Origin of the sequence: Pseudoalteromonas sp. CNAT2-18.1, assembly GCF_022347865.1 — a bacterium.
GTDB lineage: Bacteria > Pseudomonadota > Gammaproteobacteria > Enterobacterales > Alteromonadaceae > Pseudoalteromonas > Pseudoalteromonas ruthenica.
This window is the reverse complement of sequence record NZ_JAKRFR010000001.1, coordinates 167043-187757: the sequence shown is the minus strand read 5'-3', so window position 1 is coordinate 187757 and position 20715 is coordinate 167043. Positions and strand designations below refer to the sequence as shown.

Genomic DNA, 20715 nt, shown 5'->3' with positions numbered 1-20715 from the left:
CTAAAGTTTACGTTTAACACCCGATTTAGCGCGCTCTTTTATATTCGTTTGAATATAAATTTGATCCGTGGTCGCAATTTTTGCATGACCTAAATCTTCGGACAGGTGCTTGAGCGGCCTTGAAGCAGCATCGTGAGTTGCCCCCGTATGACGCAGCCAATGAGCAGTTGCTGCTTGTAGCTTTTCCGCTTCTTCAGTGAAGCCATCGGCTACCAGCGCTGAGCTGGCCAATTCAAAACTTTGCGCAACAAGGCGGCGAATTTGTCTAACCGTCATTCCGCCTTTCCCCCGTATTTTGTGAATAAGTGGGTAGGGCTCATCAACACGGGGCAGGGCACTTAACCCCCTATACAAACGGTAGCGTTTTAAATACGCAATAAAATCTTGGCTTAACGTAACATCACGGAGTTTGTTACCTTTGCCCATAACACGCAAAAACCAAAAGCCATCAGCGTCTTGCCAAAAATGCGACATGACAGGAGACCAATTAGTACGCTCAGACAACTCAGATATCCTTAAATACAGGCCTTTCAAACAGGCTAAAGTAAAAAGGTTACGTTCTAGATCAGGGTCTTCCTGACATTGCTCTTCGGTTACACGCAGTACATATTCCCACTGCAAATCACTGAGAGTATCCGGTTGATTGATTTGCGACTGAACAACTAAATAGGGGCAGTTCTTTTTAACTACCGGGACAAAGTTCGCGAATGCTTGCTCTTCTAAAATAGCGAACTTATAAAATACATTAAGTGCTGTAAAAGTCGCATTTAAACTTTGTTGCGATGGCTTTGTCTCGCGTGCTATAAACGGTCGCCATTTTTCGTTGGCTTTACGTAAACCTTGATGCTGTTTAAAGCGCCATTGCACCGAGTCGGAACACCAGGCTTTATCTGGTTCAACAACAAAATCAATGTAGTGCTCAATATCTTCTCGTTTCAAAGAAAACAAAGAACATGTTTTATTAAACCAAGTCCACAAAGCAAAACGTTCTATCTCATTACGAAACCGTGTAAAAGTGGCATCTGACTTTCGACCGTATACGTATAAAAATCGGTAGATAAATAGCAAGTCTTGTTTAACTTCAGCGACGTTTAAGCTTTGTTGAGCTATAAATGCAGCAAGTTCAGGGTATTCGCTGTGCAACGTATCATCTTCAAGATGCGCTATTTGATAGCGAAGTTGTTTAAAGGTATCGACTAGTGGCGTAGGCATACTGACAACTGGACTACAATAATATAAGGCATAGCTTACCATAAAGTCCGATACTGTCTAGTATTGGACATAAAGAAGGGGTTCTAAATGAAACTATCGAAATCGGTGCTAACGTATTCTTTTATTTTCACTTTGTTCGCGGTGCTGACTGGATGTGCAAGCACTGGCACGCCAGCGCAGAAACGACAAGTAGTTCAAGATATGCGCAGTGATACTCTTAATCGCCTTTATGACCAGAAGCCGGATGTTCGTAATCAACTAACCTCTGCAGCAGGTTACGCCGTATTTGATAATGCCAATGTGAACGTAATCTTTGCAAGTTTTGGCGGTGGCTATGGTGTTGCAAAAAATAATCGCACCGGCGAATGGACCTATATGAAAATGGGTGAAGCTGGGCTAGGGTTAGGCTTAGGAGTTAAAGATTTTAATGTGGTGATGGTGTTTCATACCGAAGATGCACTCAATTATTTCATTAAGAATGGTTGGGCATTTGGTGGTAACGCCGATGCTGCTGCAAAGCATAAAACTGAAGGTGGAGCCGTTGCCGCTGAAGCCCAAGTTGGCGATGTGACTATTTATTCCATGACTGAAACAGGGTTAGCTCTGCAAGCAGTTCTAAAAGGAACCAAGTTTTGGAAAGATGACGAGTTAAATTAAAATCAAGTCCTTTCGGCTCACGGAACAGTGAGCCATTCGCCTTCGAATTATGAAAACGCCCCTCAAATAACAGCTCTTCCTCTTTAAATAAACAGGGTCTATCTTAAGGAACTTCACTAAAACAGGGTATTTAACATAACATAAATTATAGGATGTGATTTCTCTATAAACCTATTAACACGAATATAAGAAGCTCACTACCTCGCGCAAAGTTTGATCGCAAGTCTGTCAACGGCTTTCGTGTTGCGCTAGCGGAATCTTTACCATACAGTGTGTACTTCTGTAAATGTTTTGGTTCTTGCTATCTTCAGACAACAAATTGCAAAATGACGACTACCCGATTATGTAATCTTTGATATCAACGTCATCAATCTGCGAATCGTTAAGATGTTGCCTTGCGTAATCCATGTAAGTGCCGCTCGTTAAGAATAAAGCAAATAGATCTTTATCTATATGCCTATCTTGCGCCATAAATTTCATAATTTTCAGTGACTGGGATAACGTTTTTGCTTCCTTATATGGTCGGTCATTTGCAGTCAGCGCTTCGAAAATATCTGCAATGGCCATAATCCGCGCAGGCACTGACATTTGCTCAGCAATCAACCCTCGTGGATATCCTCCGCCATCCAACTTTTCATGATGCCCACCAGCGTATTCGGGTACACGCTGTAAATCCTCTGGTAACGGCAGAGTTTCTAACATGCGAATGGTCGTAATAATATGCTCATTAATAATATACCTATCTTCATTCGTTAAAGTACCCCGACCTATTTTCAAGTTATATAACTCGCCAAGGTTTTGTTTATTTTCAGTTGGTTCCATATTAAAACCAAAACCTGAATTGCGGCTAAATTCCCTTTCATTACGTGCAAATATATGGCGATTTTTATCCGCAAGTAAATACTCTTCACCTTCAGTGGTATGCTCAAAATCTTTCATCCGACGCTGTTCGGCCGGGGATAACCCAAGGCAATCATCGAAATTTCGGTACCATGTTTGCTCAGCTATCGACTCCAATCTACTGCGGTCTTGTTCAGACATCATTTCCCCACCGACATTGCATTTGGCAACAAAAGCAAAATCTTCCTTTAGTTCCTTTTGCCGCTGTTGAAGCGTTGCATAAAACCTTAATTGCTCTTCAGGCTCTCTATTTACGGCTTCAAGATAATCGATACGAGCATCTCGGTATAATACTTCAAAGCGCATACGTATTTCGTGAATCCGATTATATATACACTCTAACTTAGAGCCTTTATCAACAATATGCTCCGGCGTCGTAATTTTTCCGCAATCGTGTAACCACGCAGCGACTTCAAATTCACGCCATTGCTCTTTGGAATTAAAACCAAAGTGCGCAAATGGCCCCTTTTGTTGATTGTTCGCTTCTTGCGCCAACATCATCGCCAGTTCTGGTACGCGAGCACAATGCCCCCCAGTGTATGGCGATTTTTCATCGATTGCTTGAGCAATAAGCTGAATAAATGCATCGAGCAATTCCTTTTGTCCGGCCTCAAAGTCACATATTGATTCAGACATATTAACCATGGCCGATGAAAGTTGGTGAATTTCCTCTATGTGAGAGTCGACATAATGAACATGGTCATAGTCTCGTTGGCCAATCTTCTGATTTTCTTCAATTAAGCGTTGAATGGGGTTGGCTAGATTACGCGCCATTTGGGAGATAATGATCAGTACTATAAATAACACAAATAAGGTTACTAACATGGCCTTTTTTACTTGCCATTGCAGTTGCGACAAGGCCTCATCCTCGCTGACTATGAGCGCGATGTATTCCTGATTCCCAGAACCAATGAGCCCCTCAACACGCGATATATAGGCATAATGTGTTTTGTTACCAATTTCTATTTCGTGCATGCGATCGCGAAGAGGTGCTTGTTGGGCAATATCCAGTAACTGCTTAGAGGGCAACTGTGAAAGCTCTGCACGCCGTCTGGAGCTGTCAAAGTCTAACCACTTTTGTTTTAGATCTACTTTCAAACTTGGTTTTAGTTCATTAATAGCCCGATTTATAAACGTCATCAGCGGCGCTAAATCCTTTCTTACCGTGTGATGAAAGTTGAAGTCACTTTGTGATTTTAGTTCACTAATTTGGGTTACTTTTTCAAGCCCTTCAATATAGAAGTAAGCTTGAATATAGTTAATAACCACCTCATCATCGAACACAACATCAACTTCCCCTCTGTTTAGACCCTTCAGCGCATCGAGGGTATCGTTGTATTCAATAAAGTGGGCGTTGCCCATACGCGCTTTTAAAAACTTTGTCACTGCGTAGCCTTTTTGCGCGGCAATACGTAACTCTTTAAAGTCACTTAAACGTTGTTGCCCTTGTGCCTCCCCCTCGCGCATGGTGGCAATTATCCTTGTTTCATAGTGGCCATTTGCAAATACACAAAATTGCTCACGCTCTTCGTTTTTCATAAGTCCAAGTAACATATCTATTTTGCCGGACTTTAACTGCTCCACTAGTTCCGGAAACCGATAGCCATTGATAAATTGCAGCTCGACCCCCAGTTTCCTCGCCAATAAACGAATATGCTCAACACTGTAACCCCGAGGTTGCCCCGACACTGAGTACTCAAATGGAGGGTAATCATCCATAACCCCTACTCGCAAAGTACCGACTTTATCTAAATAAGCACGCTGACGATCGTCTAAGGTGATAGGTGTCACGTTGAGTTCTGATGGCGCATCAACACGTTGCTCTATACTGACTTCCCCATTGTCATCAAATAAATAGCCATTGCCGGTTAGGGTATAATCAGGTATGTCCATGTATCGAGACAAAGAAGATAGCAGCACGGTGGTCCCCGCTACCACGTTATTTTTGCCGGTAATCGCGTAACTCGTGCCAGGGCGACCTATAAAGCTAAACATATAGGGGGGCATTTTATTTACACTTTGATGTGATGCGTTCTTAAACCACGGCCTTTGCCGAGCATCGTAGTCTGTTGGCTCCTCAGTTTGTATTCGAACGTTAAGCTTGGAGTCGAGAAATTGGGTATACCTTTTCCTATCGCCGCCCTGACCATATATTTGTACAACAACCCAGCGGTCGTTAGGTGCTGCACCCCACACGCGCCTAATCCCGGGAGTGGACTCTAAATTAGATATTTCAAAGTAATCGCCGTTACTAAAGCCGTAAAATAATGAAAACACCTCTTCTTGAGCACTTAATAAAGCACTAAAGCGAGCTAGTTGCTCGCCGCTAATGGATCTCGCACCGCGAATATTTTGCAGCTTAATTACATTGGCGAGGCTTACCGCAGCCTGCTCTTGACGTCGCGCTTGGCTGGCAACCTGAGTGGCGATTAATTCAAACTGCGTTGCCGCTGCGTTTTTTGCAAGACTACTACTAAAGTAATAGTGTAGTGATATAGCCGCAATAGCCGTGAAGGCACAAGCAAATATGAAGGTTGTTATTAGTGTAACGCGTATTGTAAAACGCTTTTTCTTGTTGTTAACTTCCATGCCAGCATAAATATTTTTAAAGCGGAAGTTAAAAGTATAGGTAGGTATTTCAACACTATGAAATATTTAGCTTAATTATTTTCTTGTTGACGCTGTTGTTGAAACCGCTGATAGTTCTGTTTTTGTTGCTCTAAGCACGCAAAATAGTCATCATCATTTTTATATGCACACTCGTCTAAGCGTTGAGATTGGGTTTCATGATAACGCTGGGTGCCCTTACAAGCACTCAGGGAGAGCATACACACCACGGGTAAAATATAGCTGAATTTAGTCATTAGGCAGTAGTTAGAAAACAATGAATGATAAATCAAAACAAGGTCCCTTCGCACGCTTACATCAAAAAAAGCAGTCAAAATTGGACCAGAGCAAGCGCCAAAAAAAAGTTATCTCTTGCTATGCGCAGGACCATCATAAGGCAATTGCTGAACTTATTAAACAGTGGCTTAAATAAACCTATTACTGGGTATAGTTATTAACTATTTTTTCCAACTCGCCATTACGCCTTAACTTATCTAATAAGCGGTTAGTATAAAGCATATTGATACGCCCGTTATCAGTTTTTGGAAACTGAAACTGGTAAAGAGCTGTGTCTATGGGGCGGTTACTTTTAACTAATTCACCCACCAGCTCAGGTCTTGACCTCAACAGATAATCATAAACATGCTCTGCAATTACAACAGCACTGAGTTGCCCATGCTCTTTGTCTGCCAGGGCTTTTAGCATATTTATTTCAGAGTAAAAGTTATCACGGACCATGTTGCCGTTATTAAGCAGCGGCATTAAAGTTGGATAGTGGTAGTCGAAGCGGGTTCCAATTCGCAACGGCTTTTGGCGGTCGTTTGCTAACCTTTGCAGTTGTTTTATATCATTGATTGCTGGGCCGCTTGCCGGATAAACAAACACATCATTCACTTCAACTATCGCGTCACTCCAATAATAGTGACTGGCGTTTGCAACCCAGCGCTCGGAATCAAAGCGGTAATGAATTTGCCCTTCGTGTAACAACTTTAATGAGCGCCGTGAGGTATTTGGCTGCGCTTTATAGGCATGATCACTAAACGAGTTCAGCGCCACTAATAGGTCAGGAATAATGCCTTTGGTGGTATCACCTACGATACTATAAGGAGGGTAATGATCTGGTAAGCTGCCCTTCAACTCGTGAGCAGACACACTGAGCGCACTAACAAGGACAAATAAGCCAACAATAAAACGCACAGGCAAGACTCCTACCAACACATTGCAGGTATACTAGGAAATGCGCTGGTAAAAGTCTAGCTAGGAATAATAAAAAGGCACAAAAGTGCCCTATTTACAGCAGCTTAGTACCCGTTACAGATAATTTTTAGCATTCTTCTAAGCGGTTCTGCCGCTCCCCATAGTAGCTGATCGCCCACCGTAAATGCACTGATGTAACGAGGCCCCATACTGAGCTTACGAATACGGCCAACAGGGATACGCAAAGTACCGGTGACATTGACAGGGCTCAACTCTTCGCTCGAGGCACCACGCTCGTTGGCAATGACATCCACCCATTCGTTGTGACTCGCAAGAATTTGCTCTATTTTGCTAACGCTAACATCCTCACGCAATTTGATGGTCAGTGCCTGAGCGTGGCAGCGCATCATACCTACACGCACGCATAAGCCATCAACCGGGATCGGTTGTTTCGAGGAACCCAAAATTTTATTGGCTTCTACTTCAGCCTTCCACTCTTCTTTGCTTTGCCCCGACGGCATTGGCACATCAATCCAGGGGATCAAGCTACCTGCTAGTGGCACACCGAACTGATCATAATCCAGTGAACCATCTTTCATCTTATTCGCAACTAGCTTGTCTATTTCTAAAATAGCGCTCGCAGGGTCGGCAAGTTGCGAGGCAACGACACCATGAATATCACCCATTTGCTTAAGTAATTCTTTCATATTGCGCGCACCGGCGCCGGAGGCCGCTTGATAGGTCATAGGGCTGACCCACTCAACTAAATCTTGTTCAAACAAGCCCCCCAATGCCAACAGCATCAACGATACCGTGCAATTACCACCGACGAAGGTTTTTACACCTTGTTCGAGACCTTGCTCGATAACATCATGATTCACCGGGTCGAGCACAATAATGCTCTCGTCGCTCATACGCAGCGCCGAGGCGGCATCAATCCAATACCCGCGCCAACCACTGTCGCGCAATTTACCATAGACTTCATTGGTGTAATCGCCACCTTGACAGGTCACAACAACATCCATGCCCTTGAGCGCGTCAACATCGTAGGCGCTCAACAAAGGTTTAGCATCGCCGCCAATTGCCGGGCCCAACTGTCCTGTCTGTGAAGTGGTAAAAAAGGTCACATCAATATGAGTAAAATCATTTTCTTGTTGCATCCGCTCTAGCAGTACGGAGCCAACCATCCCCCGCCAGCCTACTAAGCCTACTTTTTTCATTACAGATTCCTCTTACTTACAAGTTTATTCATATTGCGTGAGACCCAGCGAGCACTGAGAATCTCTGACAATAGCACTGCAACGCCCCAGGCACTAGTGGGTTAGATACAACTTAAAATTATTTCATATAGCTAATATCACCCTATTAGCTAGTCACAATTTATTAACCATTCTGTCGCCATTTTGAAAACACTTGATGGTGTAGTAAGTAGGTACACAGGCAGTCGGAGGTGTGCATTAACAATTAAACAAGGAACTAGTCATGAATTTATTCGTAACCTCTATCGCGGCACTGACTGTCGCAGCACTATCATCAACAGCCTCAGCTCAAAACTCAGCGGTCAATTTGGCAGCACCAGACCAAGAGCAAGTAAGCTTTACGCGCGCTGAAGTGAATATGCTCAACAAACAAGGTTCATTAGCCGCTTCAACAGTGACCTATTATGGCCCGAAAGTGTGGGTTAATGGGCGTTTAGAGTCCTTCTTTGTGGGCTCAACCAATGGCAACACCTTTTGTGAAGCACGCGGTCACAATCAGGAAGTTTCTGGAAGTACCGTTACCTGTGGCGAAGATGAATCGTCTTATGCTGATTATGACTGGTATGGCAGTGCGTGGATTAAAAAAAGTACGGGCAGCAAAAACCAGTGTTATCCTCTTTATGCGACTATTAAATGCCGTTAATACCATATAAAAAAGCCCAGCACTGGCTGGGCTTTTCTTTGTTGTTACCTGAAACTAGAACTCATATGCATAACTTACGCTGAATTCTACGCCTTCTTCACGTGAACGCACTACGATGTCTGACTGCGTCACTTCTTTTTGCTCGTCTAACAGGTTTTGGACTTTGAATTTCACTTTAGAGTTGAAATCTGGGTACCACGTGTACACTAAGTCTAACGAGTGAAATGGTTGCTCATAGGCATCATCACGCCCCGCTACGCCAGCGGCGAGGATACGCTCACCAAACACGTTATAGACCAATGACGCACTATGAACGCCATCAGCAGAGTCGTAATTTAGCTGCATATTGACGACGTATTCAGAGTGACCCGTCATACGCTTAGTTGGGTTAGTTAGGTTTCCGGCTAAAGCAGGATCTATCTTCGCTTCGGAATCACTTAAAGTAATATTACCGCTGGTAAATAGTCCATCGCTCAAGAACGTCAGATCTTGAAGCCATTCTGCTTCTATACCATACACCTCAGCAGTTTCACCATTGACGAAGGTCGCGGAGTAGTCTTCATCACCAATACGCAAAACGGTCTCAATGGGTGCTTCTATATCCTTATAAAAGGCAGCGACACTGTAGGAGTTCCCTGCTTCACCGTAGAATTCGTAGCGAAGGTCGTAATTCTTAATCGGACTGCTCTTAAGACCGACGCGACCGAAAGTACGAATATCGGTTAGCGGATCAAAATAGGTGACAGGGACCACTTCACGAAAGTCAGGGCGCACTACGGTTTCACCGTAACCGGCTCGAACTTGATATTGCTCTGCGCCAATATAAGTTAATGACAATGCGGGGAACCAATCATCTTCTAAGATAGTGCCATCTTCAATGTTCTCGGCAGACCAAATCGTTTGCAAATCTTCGCCATCAAAAATAAGGCTAGACGTACCAACTGAGGTTTGTTTGAACTCCTCATATCGTATACCGCCGCTAATGCGCAACCATTGGTCATACATTACATCGAATGAGCCATAGCCAGCATCAATCTTTTGACCAGCAATATAGTCATCAGCATCTGGTGGCGTTGGTTCGTTAAAATCGACCAAAATGGCGTTGCCATCGATAAATTGATCGCTTAAATAGCCGCTGTTAGTCAGCGGATCGCGACTGCCATCGTTGACATTGATCGCAGCACCAGCACTGTTGTTCACTGTGAAGCTAGAAGTGTTGTAGATTCTTGCTCGATCCGAAAAGTCATAACCTACCTTAAACTCGACATCGACACCATCAAACATCAAAGGCAAGTTAAAGTTACCACCATAGGAAGTTACACGTTCTTCCATATCGGTGTATGACATGATTACGCGGTTGTCGTCCCCGGTGATCTCAGACCCCGCGTAACGACCGTTTTCGCCGTATTGATCGCGAAACTCAAAATCAACGTTGGTGGGAATATCTGTGGTTGCTTTCGAACGCGTATACTGCCAATCAAAGCCGACTCCCCATAAATCCAAGAAAGTATGCTGTCCAAGGAACTGGGATACATTGAGCTTCCGCTCTTCAAGATTGAATTCGTGATTGCGATTAGCTAACCCGTCACCGGCAATGGTAAACGTTGAACTGCCCGCCGGGCTTTGTGAAATCGCTACTTCCGTTTCGTCTTCATTATCGACAATATAGAGTTGTTGAGCAGAAATACTATGTGTATCGAAGGTGTAACCAAGGCTTGCCGTGGCGTTATAACGCTCGTTCTCGGTCGTTACTGTCGAATTTTTCACGGTGTTATAGCACGAGTTTGCAACCTGCTCGGCAGAATCTAGGCTAGTCGCACAACTGCTATCGACATCTTGTGCAATCACAGATGAAAAGCGAGTTTGTGCATCCCATTCGTTAACATACGCACCTGATAGTAAAAAGCCAATACGACCGCCGAAGTAATCCTCTTCAAAGCTATTGCCAATGTGCGCTTTGACGCCCATTTCAGGGTCAAGTGACTCTTCTTTCAGGCCATAGTTTCGTGGCAATGACTTTAACAATTGGTTATTGATAGCGGTCGCTTGCTGAGCACGCGTTCCTTGCTCATTGTCCTGCAAATAGTCTCTGTTAACTATATTGTTGATGCTAAAGTTTCCTTGATAGCGAACAATCGCATCTTTCATTGCTTGAGGAACGCCGGCATCATTACCATCATAGGTATAGCCTTCATCCGCTGTTGTGTTATAGCCAACGCCCAACTCCACTCCGGCAACAAAATCGTTGGGGATGGATTTGGTTCTGATGTCTATGTTACCGCCACCGAACGCCGCAGGCATATCGGGAGAGTAGGCTTTTTGCACCGCCATACTTTCTATGATGCTTGCTGGGAAGATATCCAGCGGCACGACGTTGCGAGTGAGGTCGGGGCTAGGGATATAGGCACCATTCAATCTAGCACTGGAATAACGCTCGCCCAGACCACGAACATAAATAAACTTACCATCAACTAATGTCAGGCCTGTCACACGACGAAGCGCTGAGGCAGCGTCACTGTCGCCAGTACGTGATAGTTGCTCGGCTCCGAGAATATCAGCAACGAATGCCTGATTTTTTCGTTCTTCAACCACAGCTGCAGCGCTTCCTTGAAGCCGAGTTCCTACAGCCACAACCTCTTCTATTTCATCGTTCGCTGCGAGCTCTGCTTCAGCTGCGATTAGGCCATTAGTGTGGACAAACAATCCCAGGCCAACCGCGAGGGTGAGTTTGCTCAGCCTATGTTGTTTAAACATGATATACATCCTAATCAGTTTGACAAAAAATAGGCGCCTACTGCTTTGCTCAAGCACCAAGGCGCCTCAATTTAACACTCTAAATAACTAGGCTTTTAGTCTTGAGCCGCTGCATTAACAGCAGTCTCAACCCACTTATACCAGCTAGAGCTTGTGTCCTGATCAGATACCGCGCCGATGTAATCTACGCTCTCAAAGAAGCTTGAGTCTAGGCCACTTAAATCGTTGGCATTAATTGAAACATCTGCTGAGGCAGTGTTTGTTGCAAAGCCATTTTCAGCCAATACCGATACATCATCAGTCAAAATTTCGCTACTGCCGCTATTTTCGAACCAAGACGCCTTGGTTTGCCCTGCTAATGGGCCCGCTGCGAATGTATCTGTATCGGTGAAGTTTGAAGAGCACGCCATCACTGAGTTATTAAACATGATGTTATCGGCTTGCTTTTCGCCATCAGAAGTCACTTGAATACAGCTGCTGTTTACCGCATTTTTCTTAACCAATAAGGCGTTGTAAATGCTGGCATTGAACTCATCGTCGAACTTGTAAGCTTGCGAAGGGTCATCATCTCGCACAGAATTGCCATCTGTGGTCACGATGGTGATGTTAGCAAGGGTCGGGTTAGTTGGGCCCACTTGCGGTGAAGACTCGCCCTTAACACCATCAGATTCGAAACCGTTGTTGCCCATGTTCACCACAGTGCCGTCGTTCAAGGTCACAGTACCATGTTGTACATATAAGAATTGACCTGCACCCTGCCAACCCGCATCAAAGTCGAATGAATCATCCTGCGTATCGGTAACAACAATGTGCTTAATCGTCGCTGCACCGCCAAAGAATTCAATACCATCATCGAAACCTTGGTGAATATGCAGGTATTCAAACTCTGAACCTGAACCCACTGCATTTAATGTAAGTGAATTAAGGTCATCGCCTTCACCCCCTACTTTAGGACCTGAACCTGCATACCAAATTTTGGCCCACTTGATACTACCGCTAGAATCAGTATTGTCGTCACCACCGAAGTAGCTAGTGATCCCCTCAGAGGCAACGTTACAAGTGCTTGCATCACGCTCTGCATCAGTACATTGGTCAGTGATGCCATTACCGTTAATGATGATACCGCCCCAATCTGCATAGCGAGCACCTTCACCTGCGCTATCAAAGCGGTCGAAGGCATTAGCTGAAGTGAACGTAATAGGTTTCTCTTCGGTGCCATTAGCTTGGATTTTTGCGCCACGAGCGATACGAATAATGGCTTCGCCAGATTGGAAGGCCAAGGTAGCACCAGGCTCAACTGTTAGCGTTGGGCCATTTGCTGGAATTTCAAAACCTTCTGTGGTGTTGCCATCTTCACCGATTAACAGTGCTTGCTCAAATAAGTGCACACCATTATCTGGGATTTCAGAGAACGTAATGTTACTGGTGATTTCAATAGTTTTACTGGCAAAGGAGTCATTGTAAATACAGTCACGACCATCAAATACACCTTGGACCGTACCAGAGTCAGACTCGTAGCTGGCACATTCAAAATCATCGGAGTTGTCACCACCAGATGTATTGTTTGAATTATTAACACTGTTATCTGTATTTGTGCTGTTGTCATTTACAGTTGGGGTGATTTCGATGTCGCCGCCACATGCTGCCAGTGTGACTGCTGAAGCCACTAGGCTGACCTTGAATAAGTCAGATAGTTTCATTGTTATACTCCGTTGAATGTCAATTATTGTTAACGCATTTAAAAGTTACGACATACAATACGGTGGCTTTATGACAATGAAGTGACACTTATTTAAACATATGATGACATGATTAAGTTATTAATATTGTTACTTAAAAAGATAAAAGCCACCCGAGGGCGGCTTTGGTGTTGCGATTATGGTTGTTAAAGACCAGGCACAGTTATTTAATATTTATATTAACTAACTCTATTATACCTAATCATAAAACACTTTATAAAAGCGCCTGCTTTAATGTCTCAGCATGCAGCTTTTCATTTTTTACGTATTTTATCCATTGTTGCGCCAAGCGCTCAGAGCGCTTGTGTTTCTCCGCCTGTTCGAAGGCCAAAATAGAGGCGTCAAAGTTCTGTAAGTTAAACTGCGCCATCCCTAACGCCACATACGCATTAGACTCATGCTGTAGACCCCCTTTCTCCAGAGCTGCCCTGGCCGCATCCGCCGCCTCTGCATATTGCTCGAGATTCAAGTGCACCTCAGCAAGGCGTTGGTCATAAATACCTTCTTGGCTTTGCTTAGCCGCTTTTTCAAAGTAAGCAAGGGACTTGCGCTCTTCTTTGGCTTGTACAAAAGCTTCTGCTATGAAGGCATTGTTTTTAACATTATCTGCGACGACACCTTTGGCTTGCGCGGTTTTCATAACTTTTGCAGCCTTATAAGGTAAGCCGTTGAACATATAAACCTGGGCTAAGTTTCGTAAATCCGATTTGCTGGTTACAAAGCCTTGCTGATAAGCAGCCTCAATAGTAGCCAGTTGCTCTTTCTCTCGTCCAACCTCGCCATACATACCGCTTAATTGCAGCCAGTATTCGGGCTTGTTGTAAAGCGCAATCATTTTCTCAATCACCGCCACAACCTGCTCTGGTTGTTGTAATGAGTAATACAAAGCACGTTGCAATACCAGCCAGTTTTCCTTCGGTGTTTTCCCGTCTTTTTCCGCAAGTGCAATAGCTGTGTTTATCGCTGCCAACGCATCCTGATATTGGCTCATTTGGTAATAGGCTTGAGATTTCAGCACGTAATAACTGTCAGGCTGCGCTTTGGTATTGACCTTATCCCAACGGGTCAGGTAATCAATCACCCCTTGATAATCATCGTTGGCCATCGACAGCTGCGCCAATGAAAACAGCGTGCTGAGCGTTAAACTTTCAGGAATATCCGTCTGAGCAACAACATTTTCAAAAGCATCAATGGCTTCACCCAAGCGGTTTTCATTGTAGTAAATGAAGCCATAAAAATTGTACATCATGGCCTTTTCGTAGCTATTCATGCTTGAAGCACGCTCTTTAACAGAGTCAAGTGCCGCTAGCCCGCCTTTTACATCCCCGTCATCAGCGAGCTTTTGTGCCCGCGCTAATTGGCTATAAACCTTATCGCGCAGTGCCGGCACGCGTTTGGTTTTTTGCTCTGCATGGGCGCTGGCGAGCGCCATCCCGGGGATCATACTGGCCATGCTCGGCAACACTAACGTCGCCGATGTTAACCCTGCAAATAGCAGCAATGAGTTCAGTTTTGTCATGGTAAACCTCTTAATCGCAACAGGTGCCCACTAAAGGGCACACTCATTAACCGTTGATTTGGAAGGTGATGCGGTTTTGCACCCCTGCCACTTCTACCGCCTCGCCATTAACGATACGCGGCTTGTATTTGAATTTTTTAGCCGCATCCATTGCAGCTCTATCGAAAATACTCTCAGGCTCGGCTTTAAGTACCTTCGGGTCGCGTACGGTGCCTTGTTTAGTCACTGTAAATTCGACAATGACATAACCTTCAATACCGCGTGATAAAGCTCGGCGTGGATACACAGGCGAGACTTTAACAATGGGCAAATACTCACCGTCGCTGCTTTCTAGCGCCAAGCCTTTACCAATGTCGACATCAGCACTGACATCGGCAGCAAAGTCAAAATTACCGCTGCTGGCGTTAGGATCGCTGCTTTGTGTTTGCGGCGAGTCCATCGGTGGCGGCGGCTCTTTTGGCTTCGGTGGTTTCTGCGGTTTACGCTCTTTTTTCTCGACGGTTTCTTCTTGCTTAAGGCGCACAAAATCAAGTACGTTGCCTTTAGCTGGCTCAGTCATGGCTCCCTCGCCACCGGAGATTAATGCCTGCATGCCTAAAAACAGCATAAAGGTCACCACCGCAGCGACTATCAGGGCGATAAAATAACGCATGATGGCTGCTCCTTAGGCCTCTTGAGCCGCAATCGACACGTCAAATACGCCCGCAGCTCTGGCGGCATCCATCACCTTGATCAGGGTATCAGTAGTGGCTTTCTTATCCGCTTGAATCACCACACTGCCTTGTGGGTTTTCGGCTTTTAAACGTTCGATATTCGCTTGCACCGCGCGCACGTCTACTTCCCGTTTATTGATCCACACCTCGCCCTTATCAGAGATAGCGACAAGAATATTGGCGCGCTCCTTTTTCACCGCCGTTGCCGCTTCTGGGCGGTTTACATCAATACCCGACTCTTTGACAAAAGACGCGGTAACGATAAAGAAAATAAGCATGATGAAGACCACATCCAGCATCGGCGTCATGTTAATTTCTTCTGCTTCTTCTTCTTGAAATATTTTACCTAAAGGGGCTCTCATTTTTTTCTCCTTGCCTGTGCCCAAGCACAGGCATCATCGCAACTAGTGGTCCAAGACCATTTTATCTTCTAACAATTCGACTTCTCGTTTGGCGCGGCGCTGTAAAAAGGTTGAGGCAAACACCCCAGACAACGCGCCGACCATCCCGGCCATGGTAGGGATAGTCGCTTTCGACACCCCAGAGGCCATGGAACGGGCACTGCCGGTGCCAGTAATAGCCATAACGTCAAATACCTCAATCATGCCGGTTACCGTACCTAGCAGACCGAGCAGCGGACACAGTGCAACCATGACATTGATCAGAGCAAGATTAGCGTTAAGCTTCATTCCCGCCCGTGAGATCATCGCTTGGCGAATTTGCTCGGCATTCCAGCTGTTACGCTCACTGCGGTTTTGCCACTGGGTGCGCACCGATTTTTTGTACTTGCCATAGCCATGGAAGAAGTACATAAAGCGCTCCAAAATCAGCAACCACATGGCAAAGATGAGGATGCCGATGACCAGGAGCACCTGGCCACCCGTATCGAGAAAATCACGAATTGCATTGATCCAATCAATCAATAGCACCATGATTTACGCTCCCTTTTCGCTGCGCTCAGCAATAAGACCGGCACTTTGCTCTTGCAAAATGAGCAACAAGTTCTTTGAGCGTGTATTAAGCAGGGTATAAAGGAATACCGTCGGTATAGCGACGACCAAACCTAGTACCGTTGTCACTAAGGCCTGAGATATGCCCCCAGCCATTAATTTAGGGTCGCCGGTGCCAAATAAGGTAATCGCTTGGAAGGTATTAATCATACCAGTGACCGTACCGAGTAAGCCCAGCAGCGGCGCCACCACAGAGATGATTTTAATAAGCGTGAGGTTACGCGTTATTTTTGGCATCTCGCGTAAAATTGCTTCGGACAGTTTCAGCTCAAGGGTATCGTGCGCCACGTGAGGGTATTGGTCTTTCACCTTCATCACACGTCCAAGCGGGTTATCGTCGCGGGCAACATCGTCTTTAAGCTGGCGACGAATTTTGCTGCCAATAATAAGCAAAGAAATGAATCGCTCAATGGCGATTAATAGCGCCAATGCGCCAACCGCGAGAATCACATAACCCACAGTGCCGCCTTGGTGCACCCGCTCTTCAGTACCTGGAGCCTGTACTAGTAGGCCCAAAATAGAGCCACCCGTTGGGTCCAACGCGAACTGTACAAAGCCGTCAGTGGCTTGTTGTAAGTCTTGTGCACTGGCGGTGTAACGGTCTACGGGCTGGCGAGTCAATTCAGATAAGGTATCGGTGACATTGTTGTACTCAAGGTACTTGCCATCGGCAATAAGGTTAAATGCGCCGACACGCAGCACTTCTTTGTTTTCTTTAGCGCCGCCGGCAACGATCACTTCGGTATTAAAGCGTTTGACTTTGCCCTGCTCGGTCATCTCTCGCTGCAGCTCAAACCACACCTTCTCGATGTCTTCGATAGAAGCAAGTTTGGAACTTGAACCCATTTTTTGGGCCATTTCTTCCATGAACTCATCACGCCCTGGAAGCTGTGCTGAGATAACAGAAGTAGCAAACTTATTGGCACTCTCGCCTGCTTCTTGCTGCAGCACACCAAACAATTCTTTGAGTGTGCCCATGCGGTTTTGCAAGGTATCGGATAGCTGCGCAAGTTTCACTTCGTTTTCTTCAAAACGCGTTTCTAGTTGTTCAGACTCTTGAAGCTTGGCGTTGCGAGTTTGCTCGGCCTGACGCAGCATCTGTAATTGTTCGTTTTCGCGGGACATAAATGCCTGCTCACGCTCTTTATTTTCCGCAGACTGGGCAACTTTACCCTGCTCGAGTGTTTTTAATAGCGCATCTAAATCCATAGCGTCTGCGGCTAAAGCAGAGTGCGATAACGCCAAAGTGGCAACCAAGGCTGCGCTTCGGGTAAACTGTTTCATTAATTTCATTGTCGGTACCTCTTATTCCGCAGCTTGGATAGGCAGGGTTAACATGTCTGGGGCTAGCTGTTTACGGGCAATACGCAGACCTTTGTTAATTTGGCTAATAGCCGAATCATCCAGTTTTACAAACGCTTTTTGTTCTTTATCCCAGGCGCCGGCTTGCTGGCCATCACGGGTCAAATAAATAAGCTCTAAGCGACCAATGCGCAGGAAATCAACCTCGCGTTCTTTGCCATCTACATCCTGTAAAGCGGTATAGGCCTCGATGGTGCGACCATAGTCGACCTCAACCTGATAGGCTTCGAGCACACGGCGGAACTTTTCACTTGATGCCACGTCAGCGCGGTCCATCAACGCATGCAACTTAGCAATGCGCTCGCTGCGCTCTTGCTGTAAAAAAGGCACATCTAGGGCAACAAACTGTTCAAGGCCATTGATCATTCGCAACATCAGTGGCGTGATTTGTCGCTCGATCACCGATACTTGGTCCATCGACGCGTTAAGGTTGTCCATTTCTTCAACTTGATTGGCAATTTGCTTTTGCAACTGTGCGTTGTAGACGCTGAGGCCGTCTATTTCTTTGTTGAGTGCCTTAAACTTTTGCAAGCGGTTTTGCATTGAATCAACGATGTTATCGATTTTATTTTGAGATTTTTTCGCCAACTCATTAATTTCACTGCTTTTGTTTTTAACAGTATCCAGTTCATTAGCCATCAGCACGGGGCTGATGGCCGCCACAACTGTGGCTAATATCAGGGGTTTAACGCCTTTCATCGCATACACCTTATGTTTAGCTCGAATGCTTAGCCGGAAATCCGACACGAATGTAAGATGTGCGAGAGTGTAGAGAAGGAAAGTGACAGTGGTGTTGCGCTATTAATACAGTTTAATTACAGCTGTAACAATTGTGCCATATAGGTGACGCTAACTGCCCGCACAGGCGCTCGTGCGCGAACTCATCTGTGTATACCCCTTATTACAAAGGAGAACGTTTGGTAGCAAGCTTGTTGGGAGCCAAAAAATAGGTGAAAGACAAAATGGAACGTTCCAGCTCGTACTAGTAAATAGGGGTAATGAATACGTATTCACCGACCTTAAAACAAAACCGCCCTGACAAGCATCAGGGCGGTGTTTCAAAGCTTAAATATATCGTACTGCTATTTTTCGATTTTCTCTTGCCACTTCCCTTGTAACTTGGGTGTACTCATCGCATACCAAGCGATATATACGTAACACACAAGCGGCACGTAGAAGCTTAACTGCAAACTCACAGTGTCGGCTACATAACCTTGGACGAGAGGAATTAACGCACCACCAACAATGGCCAAGCATAACCACCCCGAGCCGCGACTGGTGAGTGAGCTAAGAGCCGCAATAGCAAGTGTGAAAATGGTGGGGAACATAATTGAATTAAACAAGCCGATAGCCAGTACAGACCACATGGCCACCATCCCTTGGCTATTAATAGTGACAAGCAGCAATACAATGGTGGCCACAGCATTAAAGAGTAGTGCTTTGTGCGGCGCAATTTTTTGTAATGCTGCCGAGCCAATAAAGCGCCCGACCATGGCACCGCCCCAGTAATAAGAAATGAGGTGGGCCGCCTCGTGCTCAGCTAGACCAGCAATGTGCGCTTCGCCAAAGTAATTAACTAGAAAACTACCAATGGCTACTTCGCCGCCAACATAACAAAAGATAGCGCCAACACCGAAAACCAAGTGAGGGGCTTCGAATAAAGAGTGGTTTTTGGCTTTGCAGTCGAATTCCTCAGTGTGCTCTTTGATCACAGGCAGCTTCAACACCGCAAAGACAACGGCAATCGTTAATAGCGCGGCGGCGAGCATTAAATAAGGAATTTTTACCGTGTCCGCCGTTGCAGCCTCGGTAACCAGCGCAGCACTGCCGCCAAACAATAAAATTTTGCCGATAATAGGCCCCACAGTGGTGCCTAACGAATTAAGAGCCTGCGCCAAATTTAATCGACTGGAGGCGGTTTGCGCCGGGCCTAATGCGGCCACATAGGGGTTAGCAGACACTTGTAGAATGGTCACCCCAGAAGCTAACACAAATAGTGCGCCTAAAAACAACCAATACTCGTGTACGGCGACGGCTGGGTAAAACAGTAAGCAGCCGATAGAGGCAACGATTAAGCCACTGACAACACCGTTCTTATAGCCAAATCGCTTAACTAAGTAACCCGCTGGCAACGACATAATGAAATATGCGCCAAAGAAGCAGAACTGGATCAGCATAGCTTCGGTATAGGTTAAGTCAAAAACTGCTTTCAATCTGGGGATCAGTAAATCGTTTAAAACGGTGATAAAACCCCACAGAAAAAACAAGGTGGTCATCGCTACAAGCGGCAAAGTATAGTTGCTTTGTTTATCTGCCGATGCAACGTAAGCCTGATTATTATTCATCTCACTCACGTGTTGTTCTCCTTCTACTTGTTGTCTCGGATTCTACACATCCACATAACAAGATCACAGTATATTTACTGGAACGTTCCAAGTTACATACAACTAACATTCGGCTTTTGTATTGCTACGAATGAATCTGCGACAGGAAAGTAACGGCTAAGCGAACATATCGGCCAATGAAATTAGCAATTCGACATTGAGTAGACTAAGCCCGAACAGGCGTCGACACCACGAGGGTGAGCGCTTGCGCTCAGCTTTCATCACCGCTTTGAGTCTAAAGCGTTAATCGCAGTCGTTTTGTGGCCATTGAGCGATATGGTCCTCGAAGTACTCGAGATCAACATCACAGTCTTTTACTGTTTTGTTACGTACGCTGATCCCGGCGCTGTGCATCTTCGACTTTTTGCCCTTATTAAGTAGCGGGTGCCAACTGGCCAAGCCACGACCCTCTTGCAGTCGTCGATAACTGCAACTGTTAGGCATAAAGAAGATATCGTCGATGTTGTCTTTGGTGAGCTTCACACATGAGGGAACTAAGCGCTGGCGGTTTGCATACTCGGTGCAGTTGCAGGTTTTGTTATCCAAATACTGACACACAATGTTGGTATAGATAAGCTGCTCGCCAGGGCGCAGCTCGGTAGTGGCAGCGAAGTCTTCTTGTTGTTCTTCGTCGCTGTCAATAAAGGTATTTAAACAGCATTTACCACAGCCATCACAAATCGCTTCCCACTCTTGGTCACTCATCTGTGCCAACGACTTGGTCTGCCAAAACTTATCTTCTAACATAAAAACGCCCCT

17 protein-coding genes are annotated in these 20715 nt (G+C 45.4%); 2 read left to right on the top strand and 15 right to left on the bottom strand.

Annotated features, from left to right (window positions below; all coding sequences use genetic code 11):
* Positions 1-1212 (bottom strand): tyrosine-type recombinase/integrase, encoded by a 1212-nt coding sequence (locus MHM94_RS00885; protein WP_235418341.1) that lies wholly within the window; start codon positions 1210-1212, stop codon positions 1-3.
* Positions 1213-1299: 87 nt separating this feature from the next.
* Here MHM94_RS00885 and MHM94_RS00880 point away from each other — a divergent pair, with 87 nt between their 5' ends.
* Positions 1300-1869 carry a YSC84-related protein gene (locus MHM94_RS00880; RefSeq protein WP_022946885.1) on the top strand — a complete coding sequence of 190 codons (570 nt, stop codon included), beginning with the start codon at positions 1300-1302 and terminating at the stop codon, positions 1867-1869.
* 333 nt (positions 1870-2202) lie between these two features.
* Here MHM94_RS00880 and MHM94_RS00875 read toward each other — a convergent pair whose 3' ends face one another.
* The 4 genes from MHM94_RS00875 to asd form a co-directional block, all read right to left on the bottom strand.
* A complete protein-coding gene (locus MHM94_RS00875) occupies positions 2203-5358 on the bottom strand; it encodes an HD domain-containing phosphohydrolase (protein ID WP_235418339.1) in 3156 nt (1051 codons plus the stop codon).
* A gap of 71 nt (positions 5359-5429) precedes the next feature.
* Positions 5430-5633, bottom strand: coding sequence for a hypothetical protein (locus MHM94_RS00870; RefSeq protein WP_045979997.1), 204 nt, complete (start codon positions 5631-5633; stop codon positions 5430-5432).
* A gap of 181 nt (positions 5634-5814) precedes the next feature.
* Complete coding sequence (locus tag MHM94_RS00865) at positions 5815-6573, bottom strand: transporter substrate-binding domain-containing protein (RefSeq protein ID WP_235418337.1); 759 nt, start codon at positions 6571-6573, stop codon at positions 5815-5817.
* A 104-nt stretch (positions 6574-6677) separates the two neighbouring features.
* A complete protein-coding gene (asd, locus tag MHM94_RS00860) occupies positions 6678-7793 on the bottom strand; it encodes an aspartate-semialdehyde dehydrogenase (RefSeq protein ID WP_022946864.1) in 1116 nt (371 codons plus the stop codon).
* A 262-nt stretch (positions 7794-8055) separates the two neighbouring features.
* Here asd and MHM94_RS00855 point away from each other — a divergent pair, with 262 nt between their 5' ends.
* Positions 8056-8475 carry a hypothetical protein gene (locus tag MHM94_RS00855; RefSeq protein WP_235418335.1) on the top strand — a complete coding sequence of 140 codons (420 nt, stop codon included), beginning with the start codon at positions 8056-8058 and terminating at the stop codon, positions 8473-8475.
* A 54-nt stretch (positions 8476-8529) separates the two neighbouring features.
* On the opposite strand, the gene MHM94_RS00850 is transcribed toward MHM94_RS00855, so the two are convergent.
* From MHM94_RS00850 to MHM94_RS00805, 10 genes are all read right to left on the bottom strand, one after another.
* Positions 8530-11229: a TonB-dependent receptor gene (locus MHM94_RS00850; RefSeq protein ID WP_151174207.1), complete on the bottom strand. Its 2700-nt coding sequence runs from the start codon at positions 11227-11229 to the stop codon at positions 8530-8532.
* Positions 11230-11324: 95 nt separating this feature from the next.
* Positions 11325-12929 (bottom strand): hypothetical protein, encoded by a 1605-nt coding sequence (locus MHM94_RS00845; protein WP_053909429.1) that lies wholly within the window; start codon positions 12927-12929, stop codon positions 11325-11327.
* A 253-nt stretch (positions 12930-13182) separates the two neighbouring features.
* Complete coding sequence (locus tag MHM94_RS00840; protein ID WP_235418333.1) at positions 13183-14487, bottom strand: tetratricopeptide repeat protein; 1305 nt, start codon at positions 14485-14487, stop codon at positions 13183-13185.
* A gap of 46 nt (positions 14488-14533) precedes the next feature.
* Positions 14534-15139 (bottom strand): energy transducer TonB, encoded by a 606-nt coding sequence (locus MHM94_RS00835; RefSeq protein WP_022946859.1) that lies wholly within the window; start codon positions 15137-15139, stop codon positions 14534-14536.
* A 12-nt stretch (positions 15140-15151) separates the two neighbouring features.
* Positions 15152-15562 (bottom strand): biopolymer transporter ExbD, encoded by a 411-nt coding sequence (locus MHM94_RS00830; protein WP_022946858.1) that lies wholly within the window; start codon positions 15560-15562, stop codon positions 15152-15154.
* A 42-nt stretch (positions 15563-15604) separates the two neighbouring features.
* Complete coding sequence (locus tag MHM94_RS00825; protein ID WP_022946857.1) at positions 15605-16132, bottom strand: MotA/TolQ/ExbB proton channel family protein; 528 nt, start codon at positions 16130-16132, stop codon at positions 15605-15607.
* Between the two features lie 3 nt (positions 16133-16135).
* A complete protein-coding gene (locus MHM94_RS00820; RefSeq protein ID WP_235418332.1) occupies positions 16136-17503 on the bottom strand; it encodes a MotA/TolQ/ExbB proton channel family protein in 1368 nt (455 codons plus the stop codon).
* A gap of 12 nt (positions 17504-17515) precedes the next feature.
* A complete protein-coding gene (locus tag MHM94_RS00815) occupies positions 17516-18271 on the bottom strand; it encodes a DUF3450 domain-containing protein (protein ID WP_235418330.1) in 756 nt (251 codons plus the stop codon).
* Positions 18272-18654: 383 nt separating this feature from the next.
* A complete protein-coding gene (locus MHM94_RS00810; protein WP_235418328.1) occupies positions 18655-19926 on the bottom strand; it encodes a sugar MFS transporter in 1272 nt (423 codons plus the stop codon).
* A 273-nt stretch (positions 19927-20199) separates the two neighbouring features.
* Positions 20200-20703: a YcgN family cysteine cluster protein gene (locus MHM94_RS00805; RefSeq protein ID WP_022946853.1), complete on the bottom strand. Its 504-nt coding sequence runs from the start codon at positions 20701-20703 to the stop codon at positions 20200-20202.
* Positions 20704-20715 lie beyond the last annotated feature (12 nt).